At 67.8% G+C, this 22,081-nt stretch carries 20 protein-coding genes; 11 read left to right on the forward strand and 9 right to left on the reverse strand.

Annotated features, from left to right (window positions below; translation table 11 throughout):
- The first annotated feature begins 143 nt into the window (after nt 1-143).
- From BLV15_RS15675 to BLV15_RS15685, 3 genes are all read left to right on the forward strand, one after another.
- Entirely contained in the window at nt 144-920 is a 777-nt protein-coding gene (locus BLV15_RS15675; protein WP_090230216.1) for an AraC family transcriptional regulator, read from the forward strand.
- Nucleotides 921-1,017: 97 nt separating this feature from the next.
- Nucleotides 1,018-1,191 (forward strand): DUF1427 family protein, encoded by a 174-nt coding sequence (locus tag BLV15_RS15680; protein WP_090230219.1) that lies wholly within the window; start codon nt 1,018-1,020, stop codon nt 1,189-1,191.
- Between the two features lie 19 nt (nt 1,192-1,210).
- The gene (locus tag BLV15_RS15685; RefSeq protein WP_090230221.1) at nt 1,211-2,170 is read left to right on the forward strand and encodes a quinone oxidoreductase family protein; all 960 of its coding nucleotides are present in this window, start codon (nt 1,211-1,213) and stop codon (nt 2,168-2,170) included.
- Nucleotides 2,171-2,195: 25 nt separating this feature from the next.
- On the opposite strand, the gene BLV15_RS15690 is transcribed toward BLV15_RS15685, so the two are convergent.
- The 5 genes from BLV15_RS15690 to BLV15_RS15710 form a co-directional block, all read right to left on the reverse strand.
- Complete coding sequence (locus BLV15_RS15690; protein ID WP_090230224.1) at nt 2,196-2,828, reverse strand: DsbA family protein; 633 nt, start codon at nt 2,826-2,828, stop codon at nt 2,196-2,198.
- Between the two features lie 29 nt (nt 2,829-2,857).
- On the reverse strand, nt 2,858-3,790 hold the full coding sequence (trhO, locus tag BLV15_RS15695) for an oxygen-dependent tRNA uridine(34) hydroxylase TrhO (RefSeq protein ID WP_090230226.1): 933 nt from the start codon (nt 3,788-3,790) through the stop codon (nt 2,858-2,860).
- A 183-nt stretch (nt 3,791-3,973) separates the two neighbouring features.
- Nucleotides 3,974-5,554, reverse strand: a complete 1,581-nt coding sequence (locus tag BLV15_RS15700; RefSeq protein WP_090230229.1) for an EAL domain-containing protein — start codon at nt 5,552-5,554, stop codon at nt 3,974-3,976.
- Between the two features lie 95 nt (nt 5,555-5,649).
- Nucleotides 5,650-5,955, reverse strand: coding sequence for a BolA family protein (locus tag BLV15_RS15705; RefSeq protein WP_090230231.1), 306 nt, complete (start codon nt 5,953-5,955; stop codon nt 5,650-5,652).
- Nucleotides 5,952-6,476 (reverse strand): DUF2059 domain-containing protein, encoded by a 525-nt coding sequence (locus tag BLV15_RS15710; RefSeq protein WP_090230233.1) that lies wholly within the window; start codon nt 6,474-6,476, stop codon nt 5,952-5,954. The genes BLV15_RS15705 and BLV15_RS15710 overlap by 4 nt, the downstream gene beginning before the upstream one ends.
- A 219-nt stretch (nt 6,477-6,695) precedes the next feature.
- Here BLV15_RS15710 and BLV15_RS15715 point away from each other — a divergent pair, with 219 nt between their 5' ends.
- From BLV15_RS15715 to BLV15_RS15725, 3 genes are all read left to right on the forward strand, one after another.
- Nucleotides 6,696-8,084, forward strand: coding sequence for a class II fumarate hydratase (locus BLV15_RS15715; RefSeq protein WP_090230236.1), 1,389 nt, complete (start codon nt 6,696-6,698; stop codon nt 8,082-8,084).
- Nucleotides 8,081-8,698, forward strand: a complete 618-nt coding sequence (locus BLV15_RS15720) for an NAD(P)H-dependent oxidoreductase (RefSeq protein ID WP_090230238.1) — start codon at nt 8,081-8,083, stop codon at nt 8,696-8,698. The genes BLV15_RS15715 and BLV15_RS15720 overlap by 4 nt, the downstream gene beginning before the upstream one ends.
- Nucleotides 8,699-8,869: 171 nt before the next feature.
- Nucleotides 8,870-9,082, forward strand: a complete 213-nt coding sequence (locus tag BLV15_RS15725) for a DUF6316 family protein (RefSeq protein WP_090230239.1) — start codon at nt 8,870-8,872, stop codon at nt 9,080-9,082.
- 191 nt (nt 9,083-9,273) lie between these two features.
- On the opposite strand, the gene BLV15_RS15730 is transcribed toward BLV15_RS15725, so the two are convergent.
- A complete protein-coding gene (locus BLV15_RS15730; RefSeq protein WP_175534376.1) occupies nt 9,274-10,404 on the reverse strand; it encodes an FAD-dependent oxidoreductase in 1,131 nt (376 codons plus the stop codon).
- Nucleotides 10,405-10,481: 77 nt separating this feature from the next.
- Between BLV15_RS15730 and BLV15_RS15735 the strand changes: the two genes are divergently transcribed.
- Nucleotides 10,482-10,919 (forward strand): MarR family winged helix-turn-helix transcriptional regulator, encoded by a 438-nt coding sequence (locus BLV15_RS15735; protein ID WP_090230243.1) that lies wholly within the window; start codon nt 10,482-10,484, stop codon nt 10,917-10,919.
- Between the two features lie 286 nt (nt 10,920-11,205).
- Nucleotides 11,206-12,597, forward strand: coding sequence for an NAD-dependent succinate-semialdehyde dehydrogenase (locus BLV15_RS15740; protein ID WP_090230246.1), 1,392 nt, complete (start codon nt 11,206-11,208; stop codon nt 12,595-12,597).
- A gap of 138 nt (nt 12,598-12,735) precedes the next feature.
- Here the strand turns inward: BLV15_RS15740 and BLV15_RS15745 are convergent, their stop codons facing one another.
- Both BLV15_RS15745 and pap read right to left on the reverse strand, forming a co-directional pair.
- The gene (locus BLV15_RS15745) at nt 12,736-13,920 is read right to left on the reverse strand and encodes a thiolase family protein (RefSeq protein ID WP_090230248.1); all 1,185 of its coding nucleotides are present in this window, start codon (nt 13,918-13,920) and stop codon (nt 12,736-12,738) included.
- A 113-nt stretch (nt 13,921-14,033) separates the two neighbouring features.
- On the reverse strand, nt 14,034-15,521 hold the full coding sequence (gene pap, locus BLV15_RS15750; RefSeq protein WP_090230251.1) for a polyphosphate:AMP phosphotransferase: 1,488 nt from the start codon (nt 15,519-15,521) through the stop codon (nt 14,034-14,036).
- Between the two features lie 114 nt (nt 15,522-15,635).
- Between pap and mnmC the strand changes: the two genes are divergently transcribed.
- The gene (gene mnmC, locus BLV15_RS15755) at nt 15,636-17,600 is read left to right on the forward strand and encodes a bifunctional tRNA (5-methylaminomethyl-2-thiouridine)(34)-methyltransferase MnmC2/FAD-dependent 5-carboxymethylaminomethyl-2-thiouridine(34) oxidoreductase MnmC1 (RefSeq protein WP_090230253.1); all 1,965 of its coding nucleotides are present in this window, start codon (nt 15,636-15,638) and stop codon (nt 17,598-17,600) included.
- A gap of 211 nt (nt 17,601-17,811) precedes the next feature.
- Here the strand turns inward: mnmC and BLV15_RS15760 are convergent, their stop codons facing one another.
- Nucleotides 17,812-18,285 (reverse strand): MarR family winged helix-turn-helix transcriptional regulator, encoded by a 474-nt coding sequence (locus tag BLV15_RS15760; protein WP_090230256.1) that lies wholly within the window; start codon nt 18,283-18,285, stop codon nt 17,812-17,814.
- Nucleotides 18,286-18,431: 146 nt separating this feature from the next.
- Between BLV15_RS15760 and BLV15_RS15765 the strand changes: the two genes are divergently transcribed.
- Complete coding sequence (locus BLV15_RS15765) at nt 18,432-20,204, forward strand: N-acetylglutaminylglutamine amidotransferase (protein WP_090230259.1); 1,773 nt, start codon at nt 18,432-18,434, stop codon at nt 20,202-20,204.
- A 112-nt stretch (nt 20,205-20,316) separates the two neighbouring features.
- Complete coding sequence (gene ngg, locus BLV15_RS15770; RefSeq protein WP_090230261.1) at nt 20,317-22,053, forward strand: N-acetylglutaminylglutamine synthetase; 1,737 nt, start codon at nt 20,317-20,319, stop codon at nt 22,051-22,053.
- The last annotated feature ends 28 nt before the right edge of the window (nt 22,054-22,081 follow it).

Raw genomic sequence — 22,081 nt, forward strand, 5'->3', positions numbered from 1 at the left:
GCGGGCGCTCTCCGGGTGAAGGTTCGGGCGAAGTTTACCGGCTTCGCGGCCTCCGGCAGAGGCGCTTTTCGACGGCCTTGCGGGCGTCGCCAGCGCACGTGCTTCTTGGCTAAGATGCCGACGCCTCCACCCTCGAGCATGCCATGGCCCGCGCCACGCCCCCCGACCTGAGCAGCACTAGCAAGCCCCTGCGCGGGCTGGCGCGCAGCTATCCGCGCGGCCTCTACATCGAGCCGCACCAGCACGCCTGGGGCCAGGTGCTCTACGCGATCTCCGGCGTGATGTGGCTGGAGACCGAACGCGAAGCGTTGCTGGTGCCGCCGCAGCGCGCGGTGTGGCTGCCGCCGGGGGTGACGCACGGGATTCGCGTGGTCTCCGAGCTGGAGATGCGCAACATCTACCTGCGCCCGACGCTGGCCGAGGCGCTGGAACCGCAGGTGCGCATCGTCGAGGTCAGCCGCCTGCTGCGCGAACTGGTGCTGGCGCTGGTCGAGCAGGAGCGCGAGGACGATCCCGGCTACTACGAGGCGCTGGCCAACCTGGCCCTGCTCGAACTGCGCCGCGCGCGGCATTCCTGGTTGCGCGTGCCACTGCCCGACGACGCCGACCGCCGCCTGCTCGGCCTATGCCAGGCGGTGATGGCGGCGCCATCGCTGGAGATTTCCTTCGAGCGCCACGCCGAACAGGCCGGCGCCAGCGTGCGCACCCTGACCCGCCTGTTCCAGCGCAGCCTCGGCCTGGGCTTCGCCGAATGGCGCCGCCAGGTGCAGCTCGCCACCGCCGTCACCGCGCTGATCCAGGGCACGCCGGTGAGCACGGTGGCGCGTTCGCTGGGTTATCAGCCGAGCAGCTTCAGCGACATGTTCCGCCGCGAACTGGGCGTGGCGCCATCGGACTACCTGCGCCGCGATGGCGACTGAGCGGCGAGATTGGCCGATAGGCAGAAGCCTATGGCCGGAGCGTGACAGCGCGCCTGCATAGACTGGCCGCCATCGCCCACGCCACCCGGAGGTTTCGATGAACTACCTGATCTCGCTGCTCATCGGCCTGGGTGTCGGTGCGCTCTACGCCCTGCTCGACTTCAAGTCGCCCGCGCCACCGGCCATCGCCCTGGTCGGACTGCTCGGCATGCAGATCGGCGAAGCCCTGCTGCCGCTGGGTCGCCAGTTTCTCGCCCAGTGGCTGCACTGACCCCCGAAGAGGAATCCCCATGAAAGCTTTGCAATTCGCCCGTACCGGCGACCTCGCCGCCCTCGAACTGCGCGACATCCCGCCGCCACGCCTTTCCGAAGGCGAGGTGCTGGTGCGCGTGGAAGCCGCCGGCCTGAACCCCAGCGACGTGAAGAACGTGCTCGGGCGCTTCCCCTACACCACCCTGCCGCGCGTGCCGGGTCGCGACTTCGCCGGCGTGGTCGTGGAAGGCGCGGGCGATCTGCTCGGCGCCGCCGTATGGGGCACCGGCAAGCCGCTCGGCTTCGCCCGCGACGGCAGCCACGCGCAGTTCATCGCCCTGCCCGCCAGCGGCGTGGCGCACAAGCCGCAGCGGCTGAGCTTCGTCCAGGCAGCGGCCCTCGGCGTGCCCTACACCACGGCCTGGGACGCGCTGGAGCGCGCCGCGGTCGACGCCGGCACGCGTTTTCTGGTGATCGGCGCCAACGGTGCGGTGGGCAGCGCCGCCCTCGCGCTGGCCAGGGCGCGGGGCGCCGAGCTGCTCGCCGCGGTGCGCAAGCCCGAGCAGGCCGATCGCCTGAATGCCGCCGGCATCCCGGCCATCGTGCTGGAGCAGCCGGAGCATCTGGGCGCCCAGGTACAGGCACATTTTCCCGGCGGCGCCGAGGTGATCTTCGATACCACCGGCTTCTGGCTGCCGGCAGCGGTCCCGGCCCTGGCGGATTTCGGTCGCATCGCGATCATCGCCGCGCCGGTCGACGGCCAGGTGCAGTTGCCCGCCCTGGCGCTGTATCGCCGCGGCGGCTCGGTGGTCGGGGTCAACTCGTTGCTGTACGACGCCACCCAGTGCGCGGCGATGCTGGAAGCGTTCGGCCGCCTGTTCGACGAGGAACGCCTGCCGCTGCCGACGGGATTACGCGAAATGCCGTTGGAGCAGGGCCCGGCGGCCTACGCCGAGGTGAACGCCGGCAGCGCGGAGAAGATCATCCTGCGTCCCTGATGCCTCGGAAAGACCGGGGCGCGGATCAGCCCCGGACGTTGCGCTCCAGCCAGCGGGTCAGCAGCGGCGCCAGATGCTCCAGCGGCTGGTAGCCGTTGGTCAGCAGCGCCATCTGCCCGTCGTGCTCGGCGAGCAGCGTGGGGAACCCGGCGATGCCGAGGTTCTGCGCCCAGGCGAAGTCTCCGGCGGTCTGCTCGCGGATTTCCAGCTCGTCGAAGGCCGCGGCGAATTCGATCCGCGGGATGCCCGCACGCTCGGCCAGCTCCACCAGCACCGTCGGCAGGGTGACGTCGCGCCCCTCCTGGTAGAAGGCGCGCTGGATCAGCTCCAGCAGCGGCCAGACGCTGTCCTCGTCCAGCTCGCGCGCCGCGACCAGCGCGCGGCAGGCCGGCTCGGTGTCGTAGACGAACCCGTCCGGCAAGCCCTCGTTGAAATTGAACAGTTGCCCGGTGGTGGCGTTCACCGCCTGCCAGTAACCCAGGGTGCGCACCCGCGCCGCCGGCTCCATCGCTGCGCGCTCGTGGCGCAGGCCGCCGACCACCAGATGGGTCGGCACGCCGGCGGCCAGCGCCTGTTCGGCCAGCGCATCGACCACCGGGGCGAACCCCCAGCACCAGGAACACATCGGATCCATCACGTAGATCAGGCGAGCGGCCATCGGTTGCTCCGAATCGGGTCTGTGGAACGTCAGTCGGCCTGGCGCGGATCGCGGCCCAGCGGGTGCGGCTGGTTGCGCGCCCTGGCCAGTTCGATCTGTTTCTGCCGTTCGCGGGCGCCGGCGCGGGTCTTCTCGCTCAGGCTGTCCCAGCAATGCGGGCAACTGATGCCGGGCGCGTAGTGTTCGGATTCGCGGTCCGCGACCGAGATCGGCGTGCGGCACGCATGGCACTGGTCGTAGTCGCCCTCGGAAAGATCGTGGCGCACGGTGACCCGGTTGTCGAAGACGAAACAGTCGCCGCGCCAGCGGGTTTCGCTCTCCGGTACTTCTTCGAGGTATTTGAGGATGCCGCCCTTGAGGTGATAGACCGTCTCGAAGCCCTCGCCAAGCATGTAGCTTGAGGCCTTCTCGCAGCGGATGCCGCCGGTGCAGAACATCGCCACCTTCTTGTGCCGCGCCGGGTCGAAGTGCGCCTTGACGTACTCGGGGAAATCGCGGAACGACTTGGTCTGCGGATCGACCGCGCCCTCGAAGCTGCCGATCGCCACTTCGTAGTCGTTGCGGGTATCGATCACCAGCACCTCGGGGTCGTCGATCAGCGCGTTCCAGTCCTTCGCCTCGACGTAGGTGCCGACACGGGCGTTGGGGTCCACACCCGGCACGCCGAGGGTAACGATCTCCTTCTTCAGCTTGACCTTGGTGCGGTAGAACGGCTGATCCTCGCAGAAGGACTCCTTGTGGTCCACGTCGGCTAGGCGCGGGTCGCGGGCGAACCAGGCGAACAGCGCGTCGATGGCGGCGCGCGAGCCAGAGACGGTGCCGTTGATGCCCTCCTCGGCGAGCAGCAGGGTGCCCTTGATGCCGTTTTCGAGCAGGGTCTGCAGCAGCGGTTCACGCAGCGCGACGTAGTCCGGCAGGGAGACGAACTTGTACAGCGCCGCGACGACGATCTTGTCGGTCATGGAATTACCTTTCAGTGGTCACCCTCGCAAAGGGCGGACTGAGCGCACGGACGCAAGGCCCGAAGCGCCTGATGAAAACGCCCGGATCGGCGTGGTCGCGCAGTCTACGTTTCCGCGTCGCGCTCGTGTAGCCGGCCGGCGAAAAAGCCCGGCGGTTTTCGACGGCCTGCGCTCGCGCAGGCGTCAGGGTTTATCGACCGCAGGCCCGTTGCGCTGGCGGATGAACTCGGCGAGATCGGCCATCGGCATCGGCTTGCCGAACACGTAGCCCTGGGCGAACTGCACGCCGGCGTCACGCAGGATGTCGCGCTGGCGCTCGGTTTCCACACCCTCGGCGATCATCTGCAGGCCCAGGCTGCGAGCGATCTGGATGATGTGGAAGGCCATCTGCGTGCTCGAGGGGTCGTTGCCCAGGTCATCCACGAAGCTCTTGTCGATCTTGAGGAAGTCCAGGTCGTAGGTGGCGAGGTAGGACAGGCTGGAATTGCCTGTGCCGAAGTCGTCGATGGCCACCCTGAATCCCTGCTGGCGAATCCTCGCCAGGATTCCGCGGGCCTTTTCCGGGGACATCAGGCCGCTCTCGGTGGCCTCGATGATGATGTTGTGCGAGGCCGCGCCGCATTCGCGGACCAATGCCTGCAGACGCGACTCGGTCTGCGGCGAATGCAGGTCCTCGGCGGAGAAGTTGATCGCGATGTGGGTCTGCGGGTTGTCGCGCAGCAGCTGCGCGGCATCCCGCGCGACCATCTGCAGGACGCTGGCGGTGATCTTCTGGATCATCCCGCTCTTTTCCGCGGCGGGAATGAACACCATAGGCGGGACCACTACGCCGTCGCTGCGATGCCAGCGGATGAGCGCTTCGGCGCCCGTGCAGCGGCCATGGCGCAGGTCGATCACCGGCTGGTAGAGCAGGAAGAATTCGTGGCGCTTGAGCGCCGCCTGCAACTCCGTCTTGAACGACAGCCGATTGCGCGCGATGAGGAACACCAGCGCCGCCAGCAGCACGCCGACCAGCAGCCCGATGGGCATCCTGCGCCAGGCGGCGCTCCTGATCAGGCCCTCGACCTGATCGCGCGTCATGGCGGCGAAAACCTCGTTTTGCCCGTTATGCGACGGGCGCACCACAACGAAGTGCTCGGCGTCGGTGAACTCGGCGGGCTTGCCATCGTAGTGCGCCAGCCACTCGCGCTTGAACACGCCCCGCGTGCGAAGCATCCGCGGCGGGTGACCGCCGACCTGGCTCAGCGAAAGGGTCGAATTCTGGTCGAGGATGTCGATCACCAACTGCGGCGCGATGATCGCTGCGTACTCGTCGTGCGCGTTGATGTTGAAGAGCGCGCCGGGCACGCCCGGCAACGCCACCCCGCCCCACGACCAGATGTGGGGCGGGTTGATCCGGTGCGGCGGGCCCAGCTCCACCGGTGCCTCGAACGTGGCCATGGTGGAACACATCAGGCGGGTGCCGTCCAGGTAGCCGAAGCCGACTAGGTAGCTGGAGCGGGCGACGACCACCCGCATGCGCGCCAGTTGTTCCTCCGAGCAGGGCAGTAGCGGCGGACCCGAACGAAGCAGGAGCACCGCCATATCGATTTGCGCGCGCGTGGCATCGGAGCGACGCAGGACGTCGAGGGCCAGACTTTCGAGGTAGGCGTTCGCCTCGTCGTGGCCGTCCTGCTGCGCCAGCCGGTACGCCACGACGAGAGGCGTGGCGAGAGCGAGAACGCCGACCACCAGCGCAAACGAAAGCAGGGTTTTCTTCCGCATCGGCGCACTCGATTGTTCTCAAGTGACTGGAGTGTAGTCAGCGGAACGACTACCACTGGGGAAGATTGAAGGCCCGGATTCGCTCCGGGCGGGCATCAATGATCGTGCTTGGAACCGCCCAGGCAGGTGGGCGATTCGGGCGCGGTGCCCTGCGCCGCCCATTCCTCCGGGGTGTAGGTGTGCAGCGCGAGCGCGTGGAACTGACCCATCAGTTCGCCGAGTGCCGCGTAGACCTTCTGATGCCGGCGCACCGCATTCAGCCCGGCGAACTCCGGGCTGACGATGACCGCCTTGAAGTGCGTATCTTCGCCCCGGCTGTGCATGTGGCTCTCATTGACCAGTTCGAGGTGATGGGTGGACAGGCCACCCAGCGCCTCGCGGATGCGCTCCTGCATCATCATTTCGCCGGGCTCCCCGATTTAGCCGGGCTGCCGGCGCCCAGTTCGCTGCTCATGTCCTGCAGGAGCTTGTTGACCTCCGGCACCGCGCTTTCCAGCTTGGCCTGGGTCAGTTGCGCGGACTGCGCGGTGAGGGTCGGCATCTTCTCGAGCACCTTCTTGCCCAGCGGCGACTGGTAGAAGTCGATCAGGTCCTTGAGTTCCTTCTCGGTGAAATTGCTGGTGTACAGCGCAACCATGTCCGGCTTGATCTTGTTCCAACCCACGGCCTTGTCCAGCGCGGCGTTGGCCTTGGCCTGGTAGCTCTCCAGCGTGGCCTTCTTCGACTCTGGAGCCTTCGCCTCGGCGAAGCGTTGGGCGAACATCTGCTGCACCTGGGAGTAGACCGGCGTGGTCAGTTTGTCGGCATGCGCCAGCTTGAGGAATTTTTCCGCCTGGGCGTTGTGGCTGGCCGTATCGGCCATGGCCGGGGCGCTCACGGCGGCGAAGAGTGCGGCGGCACACAGGGTGCGGAATAACGTCATCGATTGTTCCTTGCGTAGAGAATTCGGGCTGTTTGACAGCGCGGAACGGCATTCTGCGCCCAAGCCGGTGCCGGCCTCAAGGCGCGCCGGGCCCAGCGAAGCGGCGCGGAACGCGCGCTCGTTCGTGCACCGCCGCGCGGCGATCCTGTAGGCTCGGGCGGAACCCCGCGCCTCGCCGCGCAGACTAAAACAGCCTGAACGTACTGGAAGGACGCCGCCATGAGCCGCACCGAAACCGATAGCCTGGGCGCCATCGAGGTCCCCGAAGACGCCTACTGGGGCGCACAGACCCAACGTTCGCTGATCAACTTCGCGATCGGCGACCAGCGCATGCCCCTGGCCCTGCTGCGCGCGCTGGCCCTGGTGAAGAAAGCCTCGGCGCGGGTCAACGACCGTATCGGCGAGCTGCCCTCCAACATCGCCCGGCTGATCGAGCAGGCCGCCGACGAAGTGCTCGCCGGCAAGCACGACGACCAGTTCCCGCTGGTGGTCTGGCAGACCGGCAGCGGCACGCAGAGCAACATGAACGTCAACGAGGTGATCGCCGGTCGCGCCAACGAGATCGCCGGCGGCCAGCGCGGCGGCAAGACACCGGTACACCCCAACGACCACGTCAACCGCGCGCAAAGCTCCAACGACTGCTTCCCCACGGCCATGCACATCGCCGCCGCGCAGGCGGTGCATGACCAGTTGCTGCCGGCCATCGCCGAACTCGCCGACGGTCTGGCCGAGCAATCGGCGCGGCACATCAAGCTGGTCAAGACCGGCCGCACGCACATGATGGACGCCACGCCGATCACCTTCGGCCAGGAGCTGTCCGGCTTCGTCGCCCAGTTGCACTACGCGGAGAAAGCCATCCGCGCGACCCTGCCCGCGGTCTGCGAGCTGGCCCAGGGCGGCACCGCGGTGGGCACCGGCCTCAACGCGCCGCATGGCTTCGCCGAAGCCGTCGCCGCGGAACTGGCCGCGCTGTCCGGCCTGCCCTTCGTCACCGCGCCGAACAAGTTCGCCGCCCTCGCCGGCCACGAGCCGCTGGTGGCCCTCGGCGGCGCGCTGAAGACCCTCGCCGTGGCGCTGATGAAGATCGCCAACGACCTGCGCCTGCTCGGTTCAGGCCCACGCGCCGGCTTCGCCGAAGTCAAGCTGCCGGCCAACGAGCCGGGCAGTTCGATCATGCCCGGCAAGGTCAACCCGACCCAGTGCGAAGCGCTGTCGATGCTCGCCTGCCAGGTCATGGGCAACGACGCCACCATCGCCTTCGCCGCGAGCCAGGGCCATCTGCAGTTGAACGTGTTCAAGCCGGTGATCATCCACAACCTGCTGCAATCGATCCGCCTGCTCGCCGATGGCTGCCGCAACTTCAACGAACACTGCGTCGCCGGACTGGAACCGGACGCCACGCAGATGGCCGCGCACCTGGAGCGCGGGCTGATGCTGGTGACCGCGCTGAACCCGCACATCGGCTACGACAAGGCCGCCGAGATCGCCAAGAAGGCCTACGCCGAAGGCAGCACCCTGCGCGAAGCGGCCCTGGCGCTGGGGCACCTGACCAGCGAGCAGTTCGACCAGTGGGTACGCCCGGAAGACATGCTGGGAAACACGCCATGAGCGATGCGCGCAGCGGCGCGACGCGCCTGGAAGGCGACGGCAAACGCATCCTGATGATCTACGGCACGCCGAAAGGCGCCAGCTTCTGCCACGCGCTCGGCGAGACCTACGCCAACGCCGCGCGCAGCAAGGGGCACGTGGTGCGCGTCCTGGCGCTGGGCGAGCTGCAGTTCGACCCCATCCTGCATGACGGCTACGAGCACAGCCAGACGCTTGAGCCCGACCTGCTCGACGCGCAGCGGGAGATCCACTGGGCCGAACACCTGGTGTTCGTCTACCCGGTCTGGTGGGGCGGCGTGCCGGCGCTGCTCAAGGGCTTTCTCGACCGGGTGTTCCTGCCCGGCTTCGCCTTCAAGTTCCGCGGCCGCTCGCAAGCCTGGGACAAACTACTCACCGGCCGCAGCGCCGACCTGCTGGTGACGCTGGACACCCCGAGCTGGTACTTCCGCTGGATCTACGGCGCCCCGGCGCATCGGCAGATGGTGCGCACCGTGCTGGGCTTCTGCGGAATCAGGACGCGCCGGCTGAGCGAGTTCTCGCCGATCCGCACCTCCAGCGAGGAGCAACGCCAGGCGTGGCTGCGCAAGGCGGAAAAACTCGGCCTGAGCGTTTAGTCCTCGCAAGGCCCGAGGAGCGATGACGCGGAACCGAACGGCATCCGACGGGTCCATGATCTGCACGACATGATGGCACTGCGCCAGAACAGCACACCGTCCGTCTGCCGTGGCCCCGCTGAAAGCCGGACGGTCGGTAGACTCAGCCTCATCGACAGGGAGAACGACAACATGCTCGGACAGCGCAAAGTGGATGCAACCCCCGCCAACCATTTCCGCAGCGAGCGGATCAGCGTGGTCAACGGCCGCTACTTCTTCTCCACCCGCGAAGGCACCCTGGAAGGCCCCTTCTTCAGCAAACAGGACGCCGAGCGCGAAGTCACCCGCTACCTCGCCCGCCACGAATGCGCGCGCAATATCTCGGAGTACAAGGTGTTGCGGTGAGGGGCCGAACTAACTATCGGGACACCTCCGCCTTTCTCCACGCCCTCTGTACGCCTGAAGCGTCGCTGTAACGCCACGACGCTGCGAAACCGAAAAACATTCGCGCGTCGAGCCGCGCTTGGTCCAAAGCGCCGCCGACTTCTGTGACCTGTTTCAGCAAGCGACGCCGGGCTGGCCGGAGGCGGCGCCCGTCACCTCGATGGAACAGCGCACGCGACGTCGCCTACGTCCGCCGTATCACCGCCCAGAACCTCGAGCAGATACGCCAGAGAGTTGGCCGTCAGCAAGCGCTGTGCACTGGCCGCCGCCACCTCAGCCCGCGCCATCATCGTCTGTTCGTGCGCCCGCACGGCGGCGTGCCAGTCATGGCTGCACAGCGCATCGGCCAAGTCGGCGGCGTCGCGCAGGGCCAGGTTGGCGCCCTCGCCCGCTGGCGGCATCAGGTGCGCGGCATCGCCGATCAGGGTGACCGTCGGGCGATGTACCCAGCGATGCTCCGGCGGCAACCTGTAGATCGGCCAAGGCCGCACCGCATCGCCGGCCTCGGCGATCAGCCGGCGCAGGTCCGGGTGCCAATCGGCGAAGTGCTGCAACAGGTCGGCACGCGACAGCGACGGCGCCAGTTCGCCCTCGCCCAGCACTTGCGGCAACGAGGCGTACACGCGGACATGGGCATCGGCATTGCGCTGGGCGAACAGGGTGTACTGGCCGCGCTTGGCGATCAGCGTGCCGTGCCCGACCAGCGCGGACAGCTGCGGGTGGGCACGGTCGATATCCGCCAGCGAAAGTTCGTACAGGCTGATGCCGGCGTGCAACGGACGAACGTCGGTGAGCAGCGCGCGCAGCCGGGACCATGCACCGTCGGCACCGACCACCAGGTCGAAACGCTGGACGTCGCCATTGCCGAAGCGCAGTTCGACCTCCTCGTCCACGAGTGAAGCCTGCTGCAACGCATGGCCCCAGTGCACGCGGCCTGGTAGTGCCGCCAGCAGCAGGTCACGCAAATGCCCGCGGTCGATTTCCGGGCGGTCGCCGGCCTGGCCGTCATCCTCCAGCAGCAGCCGGCCTTCGGCGTCGAAAAGCCGCGTGCCCTGGTCCTCATAGCGCGCCCAACGCTGGAAATCCTCGAACAGACCGGCGCTGCGCAGTGCGGCCTGGCCGGTCTCCGCATGCAGATCGAGCATGCCGCCCTGGGCGCGCGCATCGGCGGCGGCGTCGGCCTCGAACAACGTGAACGGTCTGCCGGCGCGGTGCAGCCGGCACGCCAGCAACAGGCCGGCCGGACCGGCACCTACGACAGCGATACGGGGAAACACCGACACGGCCGGCCTCCTGAGCTTCAACATAGGCCCCTATGATCAATATCATAGGGGCCTATGTCAATCAGTCGGAGCCACGTATGGAACAAGCCGACCCAAGGAACGTCCCGTCTTTTCTGATCAAGCGAGTGGCCCGCGAGCTGAGCCGGATGGCCGAGACCGAGCTGCGCCCACTGGGCCTGGGAATGGCCAGCCTGCCGGTGCTGGAGGCCCTGCGCCAGGGCAAGGCCGCGACCCAGGCCGAGCTGGCACGCCTGCTGCGAGTGGAGCAACCGTCGATGGCGCAGACCCTGGCGCGGCTGGAGCGCGATCAGTTGATCCGGCGCTTTCCCGATCCGCACCATCCGCGTGCGCAGCGCATCGAACTCACCCCGCTGGCGCTACAGCGCTTACCGCAGGCACGCTCGATCCTCAACGATGGCAACACCCGCATGCTGGCTGGTTTCAGCCCGGATGAAACCCTGCTGCTGACCAGCTTCCTGCAGCGGCTCAGTGCCAACCTCGATCGCGGGTCATGAGTCGGTAGCGCCGTAGCAAAGCGCCGAGGTAGCCGGACGCTTCGTGTTCAAGCGAGGCCCCACCGAGGCTCCCTCGCATTCAACGCTTAAATCGTTTCGCGGTTGCCCTCCCCGCGTCCCACGACAGTTAACGGCGAACTCGCCGTGCGTGCGCGTTCTCCTGTGCCAGGTCAATGGTCGCGTTGACGCAATTGCGTTCACTGGGCGGCCGCGGCGGCGGGCGCCGGGTGCTCTGGAATGGGCTTTCCGGCTGTCCGTGTCGTCGCTCAGACGAGGAGAAACATGCATGGCTTACGCAACGACCAACCCATACACCGGCGAAACGCTGGCCACCTTTCCCGACGCGACGGATGCCGAAGTCGGCGCCGCGCTGGACGTCGCCCAGGCGACTTTTCTGAACTGGCGCGAGCAGCCCATCGCGGCCCGCCTGGCGGTGCTGCAGAAGGCCGCCGACCTGCTGCGCGCGGATGCCCAGGGCTATGCCCGCCTGCTGACCTTGGAAATGGGCAAGCTGTTCAGCGAGGCACAGGCCGAGGTGGAGCTGTCGGCGGCGATTTTCGAGTACTACGTGGAGAACGCCGAGGCGCTGCTGGCTCCCGAGGCGCTGCCCTCGAAGGACCCGGCGGTGCTCGAGGCGCAGCTGGTGCACGAGCCGCTGGGGATCATCCTGGCCATCGAGCCGTGGAACTTCCCCTACTACCAGATCGCCCGGATCATCGCCCCGCAGCTGGCGGTGGGTAACGTGGTGGTACTCAAGCATGCCTCCAACGTGCCGCAATGCGCCGCGCTGTTCGAGCGGCTGATGCGCGAGGCCGGGCTGCCCGAAGGCGGTTTCACCAACCTGTATGCGACCCGCGGGCAGATCGAAGCCATCCTCAACGACCCGCGCGTGCACGGCGTGGCGCTGACCGGGTCGGAAGCGGCCGGGGCATTGGTGGCGGCGCAGGCCGGCAAGGCGCTGAAGAAGTCGACCATGGAGCTGGGCGGCGCCGACGCCTTCATCGTGCTCGACGATGCCGACCTCGACAAAGCGGTGAAGTGGGCGGTGTTCGGGCGTCACTGGAACGCCGGCCAGGTGTGCTGCTCGTCCAAGCGCATCATCCTGCTGGAGTCGATCTACGACGCCTTCCTCGACAAGTACCACGCTGGCGTGGCCGCGCTGAAGGCGGGCGATCCGATGGACGCGCAGACCAGCCTCGCGCCGCTGTCCTCCCAGGGCGCCGCGGATGACGTGCGTCGCCAGGTGGAACAGGCCGTCGCGCACGGCGCCACCGTCAGCGTGATCGGTGCCGAAGTCCCGGATCAGGGTGCCTTCGTGCGCCCGGTCATGCTCACCGGCCTGACCCCGGAAAACCCGGCCTACTACGAGGAGTTCTTCGGCCCCGTTTCATTGATTTTCAAGGCCCGCGACGAAGCCGAGGCGATCTCCATCGCCAACGACTCGCCCTTCGGCCTGGGAGGTTCGGTGTTCACCCGCGACATCCAGCGTGGCAAGGCGGTGGCACGGCAGATCTCCACCGGCATGGTCTACATCAACCATCCGACCGCGGTGAAGGCGGACCTGCCGTTCGGCGGCGTGCGCCGTTCCGGCTACGGCCGCGAACTGATCGGCCTGGGCCTCAAGGAGTTCGTCAACCACAAGCTGATCGGGGTGACGGATATCGACGGCGGGTTCTGAGCCTTCGGCGCGGAACGCCACGCCTCCGAGCCGGTGGAAAACGCTTCGCGGTTTTCCACCCTACGCTCACGCGGAAATTGAAGTAGCCATCAGATCGATCGATACGCCGTTACCCCGGCGTATCGATCCCCTCTTCCTTTAGCGCACCGCCTCGAACAGCCCCGTGGCGCCCATTCCGCCGCCTACGCACATGGTGACGATGCCGTAGCGCAGCGAGCGGCGTTGCAGTTCGCGGATCAGGTGGCCGACCTGGCGCGAGCCGGTCATGCCGAAGGGATGGCCGATGGAGATCGAGCCGCCGTTGACGTTGTACTTCTCGTTATCGATGCCCAGGCGGTCGCGGGCGTAGAGGCATTGCGAGGCGAAGGCTTCGTTGAGTTCCCAGAGGTCGATGTCGTCGATCGACAGGCCGCGCGCTTTGAGCAGCTTTGGCACCGAGAACACCGGGCCGATGCCCATTTCGTCCGGTTCGCAGCCGGCGACGGTGAAGCCGCGGAAGAACGCCTTCGGCTTGAGGCCCAGCTCCAGTGCCTTGTCCAGGCTCATCACCAGGGTCATGGAGGCGCCGTCGGAAAGCTGCGAGGCGTTGCCGGCGGTGACCGAGCCGTCCTCGGCGAACACCGGCTTGAGCGCGGCGAGGCTTTCGTAGGTGGTGTCCGGGCGGTTGCAGTCATCGTGATCGACCACGCCGTCGACGATCTTCTTCTCGCCGCTGGCCTTGTCCTCGACCTGGTAGCGCACGTTCATCGGCACGATCTCGTCGTCGAACAGCCCTTCCGCCTGCGCCCGCGCGGTGCGCTGCTGGCTCTGCAGGGCGTAGCGGTCCTGCGCCTCGCGGCTGACGCCATAGCGGCGCGCGACGATCTCGGCGGTCTGCCCCATCGGGTAGTAGATGCCGGGCAGGTTCTCCTGGATCAGCGGGTTGTACAGGTGATCGGTGTTGACGCTCTTCAGCGTCAGGCTGATCGATTCGACGCCACCGGCGACGATGGCGTCGCTGCAGCCGGAGGCGATCTGGTTGGCGGCGATGGCGATGGCCTGCAGGCCCGAGGAGCAGTAGCGGTTGAGGGTCATGCCGGCGACGTCCTTGCCGAGCTTCGACAGCACGGCGACGTTGCGCCCGATGTTGTAGCCCTGGGCGCCTTCGTTGGAGCCGGCGCCGACCACGCAGTCGTCGATCAGCGCCGGGTCGATGCCGGTGCGCGCCAGCAGCGCATTCACGCAATGCGCCGCCATGTCGTCGGGACGGGTCTGGTTGAATTTGCCGCGAAAGGACTTGGCCAGGCCAGTCCGCAGGCTGTCGACGATGACTACTTCACGCATGGCACACCTCGGATTCTTGTTCGATGAGGGTGCCGAGAATAGGACCGCCGCCGGGCCGCGGCGACGATCATTCATCCGGCGTATGCGCCGGCATCCCGCGCGTGCCGGCGCGGCTATTCCTTCTCGAGTACCGCGGCCAGGGCGTCGTTGAGGGTGCGCAGAACCTTGATCCGGGCGAAGCGCTTGTCGTTGGCCTCCACCAGCGTCCAGGGCGCCAGCTGGGTGCTGGTGCGGTCGACCATGTCGCCGACGGCGTCGCTGTACTGCGCCCACTTCTCGCGGTTGCGCCAGTCCTCCGGGCCGATCTTGAAGCGCTTGTGCGGGATCTTCTCGCGCTCCTCGAAGCGCGCCAGCTGGGTGTCCTTGTCGATGGCCAGCCAGAACTTCACCAGCACCACGCCGTTGCGCACCAGGGTTTCCTCGAAATCGTTGATCTCGCCGTAGGCGCGCAGCCAATCGGCCGGGCTGCACAGGCCCTCGATGCGCTCCACCAGCACGCGGCCGTACCAGGAGCGGTCGAAGATGGTGAACTTGCCGCGCGGCGGGATGTGCCGCCAGAAGCGCCACAGGTAGGGCTGCGCGCGTTCCTCGTCGGTGGGCGCGGCAATCGGCACGATGTGGTACTGGCGCGGGTCCAGCGCGGCGGCGACACGACGGATCGCGCCGCCCTTGCCCGCCGCATCGTTGCCCTCGAAGGCGGCGATCAGCGCGTGCCGGCGCATCCGCTTGTGGCGCATCAGGCCGGCCAGGCGCGCCTGCTCCAGGGTCAGCTGGCGCTGGTAGTGATCCTTTTCCAGCACCTGGCGCATGTTCAGGCTCGCCAGCAGCTGATGCTCTTCGAGGTTGGCGCCGATGGTCGCCGCGTGCGGCTGCTCGGGCTTGTCGGCGGGCGTGCGCAGCGCGGCCTGCAGCCCTTCGAGCAGCAGCCGGCCAACCGTCAGCGCGCGGTAGTTCTGGTCATTGCCTTCGATGATGTACCAAGGCGCGTAGTCGCGACTGGTCTGGCGCAACATGTGCTCGCCGTGGCGGACGAACTTGTCGTAGGTCTTCGATTGCTGCCAGTCCAGCGGGGTGATCCGCCAGCTGCGCAACGGGTCCTCGGCGAGCACCTTGAGGCGGGTCTTCATCTGTTTCTTGGACAGGTGGAACCAGAACTTGAAGATCAGCGCGCCCTCGTCGCAGAGCATCCGCTCGAAGCGCTGCGCGGCGTCGATGGCCTGTTCCAGGCCGGCATCCTTGATCTCGCCGGCGACCCGCGCCTGCAGCATCTGGCTGTACCAGTTGCCGAAGAACACGCCCATCCGCCCCTTCGGCGGCAGGCGGCGCCAGTAGCGCCACTCCGGCGGCCTGGCGAGTTCCTCGTCGGTCTGCACGTCGAAGGTTTCCACCTGGATCAGGCGCGGGTCCATCCATTCGTTGAGCAGCTTGACCGTCTCGCCCTTGCCCGCCCCTTCGATGCCGTTGATCAGCACGATCACCGGGAAACGCGCCTGCTCCTTGAGTGCGTACTGCGCATCCAGCAGCCCTTCGAGCAGCGCAGGCAGCGCGTCCTCGTATTCCTTGTGGCCGATGCTGTGGCCGATTTCCGCCGATTCGAACATCTGTGTCTCCTCTGTCCCGGGCCAGCCTAACGGATTTGCCGCTGCGTCGATAAGCCGTCCGCGGCGCGGCGCGACGTAGCGGCTACAATGCGCGCCCCGCTGCCAGGTAAACGCATGAACGACACTCCCCACGCCCAGCTCGACTGGGACGAACAGGGCCAGCCGCTGTCCCGCGAATTCGGCGATGTCTACTTCTCCCGCGCCAGCGGTCTGGAAGAAACCCGCCACGTATTCCTCGCCCACAACGCGCTCGCCGAACGCTTCGCCGCGCTGCCGGCGGGCGGGCGCCTATGCATCGGCGAGACCGGCTTCGGCACCGGGCTGAATTTTCTCTGCGCCTGGCAGTTGTTCGACCGATGCGCGAACGCCGAAGCCCGCCTGCATTTCGTCAGCGTCGAGCGCTACCCACTCGCGCATGAGGACCTCGCCCGCGCGCTGGCCCTGTGGCCGGAGCTGGCGCCCTGGGCGGAACCGTTGCTGGCGCAGTACGTCGGCATCCATCCGGGCTTCCAGCGCCTGAGCTTCGCCGGCGGCCGCGTGGTGCTGACGCTGCTGATCGGCGACGTACTGGACTGCCTGCCACAGCTGGACGCACGCATCGACGCCTGGTTCCTCGACGGTTTTTCACCGGCGAAGAACCCGCAGATGTGGAGCGCCGGCCTCTTCGCCCAGCTCGCCCGGCTGTCCGCGGCCGGCGCGACGCTGGCGACCTTCACCTGCGCCGGTTTCGTCCGCCGCGGGTTGAACGAGGCCGGCTTCGCCATGGCCAAGGTCAAGGGCTTCGGCCACAAGCGCGAGATGCTCGCCGGGCACTACGACGGCCAGCCGCAGGACAGTGCCAGGCCCTGGTTCGCCCGCCCGCGCTGGCGCCCGCAAACCCGCGAGGCACTGGTGATCGGCGCCGGCCTCGCCGGTTGTGCCAGCGCCGCCAGCCTCGCCGCGCGCGGCTGGCTGGTGACGCTGATCGAGCGGCATGCCGAGGTTGCCCAGGAGGGTTCGGGCAACCCGCAGGGCGTGCTCTACCTCAAGCTCTCCGCGCACGGCACCGCCCTCTCGCAACTGGTGGTAAGCAGTTTCGGCCACACCCGCCGGCTGCTGGAGCGGGTCGAGCGCGGTCGCTACTGGGAGCCGTGCGGTGTGCTGCAGATCGCCTTCGACGCCGCCGAAGCCACGCGCCAGCAGCGCCTCGCCGAGGCATTCCCGCACAGCCTGCTGCGCCTGCTGCCGCGCGAGGAAGCCGAAGCGCTGGCCGGCGTCGGCCTGCCCGCCGGCGGACTGTTCTTTCCCGAGGCCGGCTGGGCGCACCCGCCGGCGCTGTGTCGCGCGCTGGTCGATCATCCGAACATCCGTCTGCTCAGCCATAGCGAAGCGCTGCGCCTGGAACGCGAAAGCGGCCGCTGGAGGGTCTTCTCCGAGAACGGCCTGCTGGAGGAAGCGGAGGTGGTGGTGCTGGCCGGCGCCGCGGACATCCAGCGTTTCCCTGTCGCCGCCGAGCTGCCGCTCAAGCGTATCCGCGGACAGATCAGCCAGATTCCCGCCACCGCGCCGAGCCAGGCGCTGCGCACGGTGCTCTGCGCCGAGGGCTACATCGCCCCGGCGCGCGGCGAGGAACACACGCTGGGCGCGAGCTTCGGTTTCGATGACCCGGACCTGACGCCGACCGCCGCCGATCATGCCGGCAACCTGCGCATGCTCGAAGAGATCTCGCCGGACCTGGCCGCGCGCCTGAACGCTTCGGCGCTCGACCCGCACCAGTTGCAGGGCCGCGCAGCATTTCGCTGCACCAGCCCTGACTACCTGCCGATGGTCGGCCCGCTGGCGGATGCGTCGGCCTTCGCCGAGGCCTACGCGGTGCTCGCCAAGGACGCCCGCCAGGTGCCGGACACGCCCTGCCCCTGGCTCGACGGCCTCTACATCAACGCCGCCCACGGCTCGCGCGGCGTGCTCACCGCGCCGCTCTCCGGCGAACTGCTCGCCGCCTGGCTGGACGACGAACCGCTGCCGCTGCCGCGCGCGGTAGCCGAAGCCTGCCATCCGAACCGGTTCATGTTGAGGAAGCGGGTGCGCGGCAAGAGTTGAGCACCCGAGGGCGGCCAGGCGATGGGTATCGCGGGCTCAACCCATCCTACGACGCTGCGCCGGGGTTCCCTCGGGCCATCGCCGCTCGGCCTCCTGGAGGGGCGAGCGGTGTCGTCCGGTAGTTCGATACAGCAAGAGCGAAAGACCTGACGGCGATCATTCAGGACGCATGCACTCAATCCATCCCACGAACCGCCAGCGCCCGCGCCAATCAACCCGCGCCGTTCGCCTGCTCGGGCATCTCGAACAGCTCCGCCGCCCGCAGCAAGCCGGCCAGCAGCGCGTGGCGTTCCCATTCGGGGAGGCTGGCGAAGCGCTGCAGCACGTGGTCGGGGAGCAGCGGTGGGGCTTCGCCGAGGGCTTCGCGTCCGGCGTCGCCGAGGACCAGCCACTGCTTGCGGCGGTCCTGCTCGTCACGCCGTCGGGAGAGCATGCCGCGCCCTTCGAGGCGCTCCAGCACGCCGGACAGCGAGGCCGGCGAGAGGCTGACGAAGCGCGCCAGCTGGCTCGCCGTTAGCTCCTTCTCCACGGCCAGCACCTGCAGGATCAACAACTGGAGAGGAGTCAGTCCGCCGTAACGCGAGAGCCGCTTGGCGTGCACTTCGGCCGACTGCTGCAGCCGCCGCAGGGCCTGGAAAACTGACAGCGCGTAGGTATCGCTGAGGTTCTTATTAGTTTCGGTCATAACTTTCCTGGCCGTCTTCTTCCGTGAACACCTATCGGTGAATGCATAGAACTACTTTGACCTGAAATCGGTCACTAGTTCTGATTCGCGATATCAACGCCGCGAAAAAAACACACCCACACCCCAACGGAGAACCGGTAAGGATCATGTGCGGAATAGCAGGAGAACTGCGCTTCGATAAGCGCCCGAGCGACTTGGCAGCCGTCGAGCGCATCACCCAACACCTGGCCGATCGTGGCCCCGACGCCTGTGGTTTCCACAGCGAAGGCCCGCTGGGCCTCGGCCACCGGCGGCTGAAGATCATGGATCTGGAAGCCGCGTCGGGACAGCCGATGGTCGACCCTTCGCTGGGCCTGTCGATGGTCTTCAACGGCGCCATCTACAACTATCCGGAGCTGCGCGCCGAGTTGCAGACGCTGGGTTACGCGTTCTTCTCCGAAGGCGATACCGAGGTGCTGCTCAAGGGCTATCACGCCTGGGGCGAAGCGCTACTGCCCAAGCTCAACGGCATGTTCGCCTTCGCCATCTGGGAGCGCGACTCCGGTCGGCTGTTCCTCGCCCGCGACCGCCTCGGCGTCAAGCCGCTGTACCTGTCGCGTACCGGCGAACGCCTGCGTTTCGCCTCGACCCTGCCGGCGCTGCTGCAGGGTGGCGACATCGCCAAGATCATCAACCCCGTCGCGCTCAACCACTACATGAGCTTCCACGCCGTGGTGCCGGCGCCGCACACGCTGATCGCCGGTATCGAGAAGCTGCCGCCGGCCACCTGGCTGCGCGTCGAGGCCGATGGCCGCAGCGAGCAGAAAACCTGGTGGACGCTGGAATACGGGCAGACCGCCGAGGAAGCCGCGCTGAGCTTCGAGGACTGGCAGACGCGCACGCTGGATACCCTGCGCGAGGCGGTGGCGATTCGTCAGCGCGCCGCGGTGGACGTTGGCGTGCTGCTCTCCGGCGGCGTCGATTCGAGCCTGCTGGTGGGCCTGCTGCGCGAAGCCGGCGCGGCGGACAACCTGCTGACCTTCTCCATCGGCTTCGAGGATGCCGGCGGCGAGCGCGGCGACGAGTTCCACTATTCCGACCTGATCGCCAAGCACTACGGCACGCGCCACAACCAGTTACGCATCGACGAGAAGGAAATCATCGAGCAACTGCCGGCCGCCTTCGCCGCGATGAGCGAGCCGATGGTCAGCCACGACTGCATCGCGTTCTATCTGCTCTCCCGCGAGGTCGCCAAGCATTGCAAGGTGGTGCAGAGCGGCCAGGGTGCGGACGAGCTGTTCGCCGGCTACCACTGGTATCCGCAGGTGGACGGCGCCGCCGACCCGGTGGAGGCCTATCTGCAGGCGTTCCGTGATCGCGACTTCGCCGAGTACGCCGATACCGTGCAGGCCAAGTGGGTCGGCGACGACCATTCCGGCGATTTCGTGCGCCAGCAGTTCGCCCAGCCCGGCGCCAGCGCGGCGGTGGACAAGGCGCTGCGCCTGGACAGCACGGTGATGCTGGTGGACGACCCGGTGAAGCGTGTCGACAACATGACCATGGCCTGGGGCCTGGAGGCGCGCACGCCCTTCCTCGACTACCGGGTGGCGGAGCTGTCGGCGCGCATCCCGGGGAAATTCAAGCTGCCCGACGGCGGCAAGCACGTGCTCAAGGAAGCCGCGCGTCGGGTGATTCCCGCCGAGGTGATCGACCGGCCCAAGGGCTATTTCCCGGTGCCGGGGCTCAAGCATCTGCAGGGCGCGACGCTCGGCTGGGTGCGCGACCTGCTGCTCGACCCGAGCCAGGACCGCGGCCTGTTCAACCCGCAGTTGATCGACCGCCTGCTCAGCGATCCGCAGGGCCAGCTCACGCCGCTGCGCGGTTCGAAACTTTGGCAACTGGCCGCACTCAACCTTTGGCTGACCCAGCAAGGCCTGTAGCGCCGCCGGTATCCGGCCCGCGGCCCGGATGAGCGCTCCCGCGAGACCGGCGCTCCGCCCGCACACGATTTCCCCGCGGCACGCCTGCGCGCCGCGGTTTTCAGGAGGCTTCATGCAAAAGTCACAAGCCTACGGCCAGCGCCTGCTGCGCGGCCAGGCACCGTCCTACGAGCGCCTGCAGGCGCAGCGCGCGGAGGACGGCCTCGACGGACCCGGAGGCCCAGTCGCCCTGCAGTGCGGCTGGGGCCGGCTGCTGATCGGCCATACCTATCCCGACCCGGTGCACTTGGCGCGCGACCTGCTCGCCGAGAAGACCGGCGAGCGCGACATCGCGCTCTATGTCGCCGCCCCGCAGCAGGTGCTGGCGCAGGCGCCGCAGCAACTGTTCCTCGACCCCTCCGACACCCTGCGCATCTGGTTCTCCGACTACCGTCCGGCACGCCGGCCCTTTCGCGGCTTCCATCTGCGTCGCGCCCAGAGCGCCAGCGACTGGGCCTCGGTCAATCGACTCTACCAGAGCCGCGGCATGCTCCAGGTCGACCCGCAGAAGATCACCCCGCGCGAGGAAGGCGGCCCGGTGTACTGGCTCGCCGAGGACAGCGATACCGGCACGGCGCTGGGCACGGTGATGGGCCTGAACCATCAGGAAGCCTTCGCCGATCCGGAAAACGGCTCCAGCCTTTGGTGCCTGGCGGTCGATCCGCAGTGCAGTCGGCCGGGCGTCGGCGAGGCGCTGGTGCGTCACCTGATCGAGCATTACCAGTCGCGCGGGCTGACCTACCTCGACCTCTCGGTGCTGCACGACAACCGTCAGGCCAAGGCGCTCTACGCCAAGCTGGGCTTCCGCACGCTGTCGACCTTCGCCGTGAAGTGCCGCAACGGCATCAACCAGACGCTGTTCCTCGGCCCCGGGCCGGACGTGGAATTCAACCCCTACGCGCGGATCATCGTCGACGAAGCGCTGCGCCGCGGCATCGAGGTGCAGGTCGACGATGCGCCCGCCGGGCTCTTCACCCTGGTCCACGGCGGCCGCAGGGTGCGCTGCCGCGAGTCGCTCTCCGACCTCACCAGCGCGGTGAGCATGACGCTGTGCCAGGACAAGCGCCTGACCAACAGCTACCTGCGCCGTGCCGGTCTTTCACTGCCGACGCAACAGCTCGCCGGCAGCGACGAGGACAACGCCGCCTTCCTCGAAGCCCACGGCAGCGTGGTGGTGAAGCCGGTGGACGGCGAACAGGGCCAGGGCGTCGCAGTCGATCTGCGTACCGTCGAGGAGTTGCAAGCCGCCATCGAGGCCGCGCGCCAGTTCGACAGCCGCGTGCTGCTGGAGAGCTTCCACGAAGGCCATGACCTGCGCATCCTGGTGATCGGCTTCGAGGTGGTCGCCGCCGCCATCCGCCGCCCGGCCACGGTGATCGGCGACGGCCGCAGCAGCATCCGCAAGCTGATCGAGAGCCAGAGCCGCCGGCGCCAGGCCGCCACTCACGGCGAGAGCAAGATTCCGCTGGACGACGAAACCGAGCGCACCCTGCGTGCGGCCGGCCACGACTACGACACGGTGCTGGGCGAAGGCATGCAGCTGGCGGTGAGGCGCACCGCCAACCTGCATACCGGCGGCATTCTCGAGGATGTCACCGCGCAGCTGCATCCGACCCTGGTCGACGCCGCCGTGCGCGCCGCCCGCGCGCTGGACATCCCGATGGTGGGTCTCGACCTGATGGTCAAGGCCGCCGATCAGCCGGAGTACGTGTTCATCGAGGCCAACGAGCGCGCCGGCCTGGCCAACCACGAGCCGCAACCCACTGCCGAACGCTTCGTCGACCTGCTGTTTCCGCTGAGCAAGATCTAGCGTCCCGCCTGGCGAGGGATTGCCAGGC

Source organism: Pseudomonas kuykendallii, assembly GCF_900106975.1.
Lineage (GTDB): Bacteria > Pseudomonadota > Gammaproteobacteria > Pseudomonadales > Pseudomonadaceae > Pseudomonas_O > Pseudomonas_O kuykendallii.

Bases quoted from the DNA above. Each gene is read 5' to 3' on its own strand.
- BLV15_RS15720 (WP_090230238.1), top strand. From the start codon at position 8,081: ATGAGCGATGCGCGCAGCGGCGCGACGCGCCTGGAAGGCGACGGCAAA.
- BLV15_RS15745 (WP_090230248.1), bottom strand. From the start codon at position 13,920: ATGCGTGAAGTAGTCATCGTCGACAGCCTGCGGACTGGCCTGGCCAAG.
- BLV15_RS15680 (WP_090230219.1), top strand. From the start codon at position 1,018: ATGAACTACCTGATCTCGCTGCTCATCGGCCTGGGTGTCGGTGCGCTC.
- pap (WP_090230251.1), bottom strand. From the start codon at position 15,521: ATGTTCGAATCGGCGGAAATCGGCCACAGCATCGGCCACAAGGAATAC.
- BLV15_RS15685 (WP_090230221.1), top strand. From the start codon at position 1,211: ATGAAAGCTTTGCAATTCGCCCGTACCGGCGACCTCGCCGCCCTCGAA.
- BLV15_RS15710 (WP_090230233.1), bottom strand. From the start codon at position 6,476: ATGACGTTATTCCGCACCCTGTGTGCCGCCGCACTCTTCGCCGCCGTG.
- BLV15_RS15705 (WP_090230231.1), bottom strand. From the start codon at position 5,955: ATGATGATGCAGGAGCGCATCCGCGAGGCGCTGGGTGGCCTGTCCACC.
- BLV15_RS15760 (WP_090230256.1), bottom strand. From the start codon at position 18,285: ATGACCGAAACTAATAAGAACCTCAGCGATACCTACGCGCTGTCAGTT.
- BLV15_RS15765 (WP_090230259.1), top strand. From the start codon at position 18,432: ATGTGCGGAATAGCAGGAGAACTGCGCTTCGATAAGCGCCCGAGCGAC.
- mnmC (WP_090230253.1), top strand. From the start codon at position 15,636: ATGAACGACACTCCCCACGCCCAGCTCGACTGGGACGAACAGGGCCAG.
- BLV15_RS15700 (WP_090230229.1), bottom strand. From the start codon at position 5,554: ATGCGGAAGAAAACCCTGCTTTCGTTTGCGCTGGTGGTCGGCGTTCTC.
- BLV15_RS15715 (WP_090230236.1), top strand. From the start codon at position 6,696: ATGAGCCGCACCGAAACCGATAGCCTGGGCGCCATCGAGGTCCCCGAA.
- BLV15_RS15740 (WP_090230246.1), top strand. From the start codon at position 11,206: ATGGCTTACGCAACGACCAACCCATACACCGGCGAAACGCTGGCCACC.
- BLV15_RS15690 (WP_090230224.1), bottom strand. From the start codon at position 2,828: ATGGCCGCTCGCCTGATCTACGTGATGGATCCGATGTGTTCCTGGTGC.
- BLV15_RS15735 (WP_090230243.1), top strand. From the start codon at position 10,482: ATGGAACAAGCCGACCCAAGGAACGTCCCGTCTTTTCTGATCAAGCGA.
- BLV15_RS15675 (WP_090230216.1), top strand. From the start codon at position 144: ATGGCCCGCGCCACGCCCCCCGACCTGAGCAGCACTAGCAAGCCCCTG.
- ngg (WP_090230261.1), top strand. From the start codon at position 20,317: ATGCAAAAGTCACAAGCCTACGGCCAGCGCCTGCTGCGCGGCCAGGCA.
- BLV15_RS15725 (WP_090230239.1), top strand. From the start codon at position 8,870: ATGCTCGGACAGCGCAAAGTGGATGCAACCCCCGCCAACCATTTCCGC.
- trhO (WP_090230226.1), bottom strand. From the start codon at position 3,790: ATGACCGACAAGATCGTCGTCGCGGCGCTGTACAAGTTCGTCTCCCTG.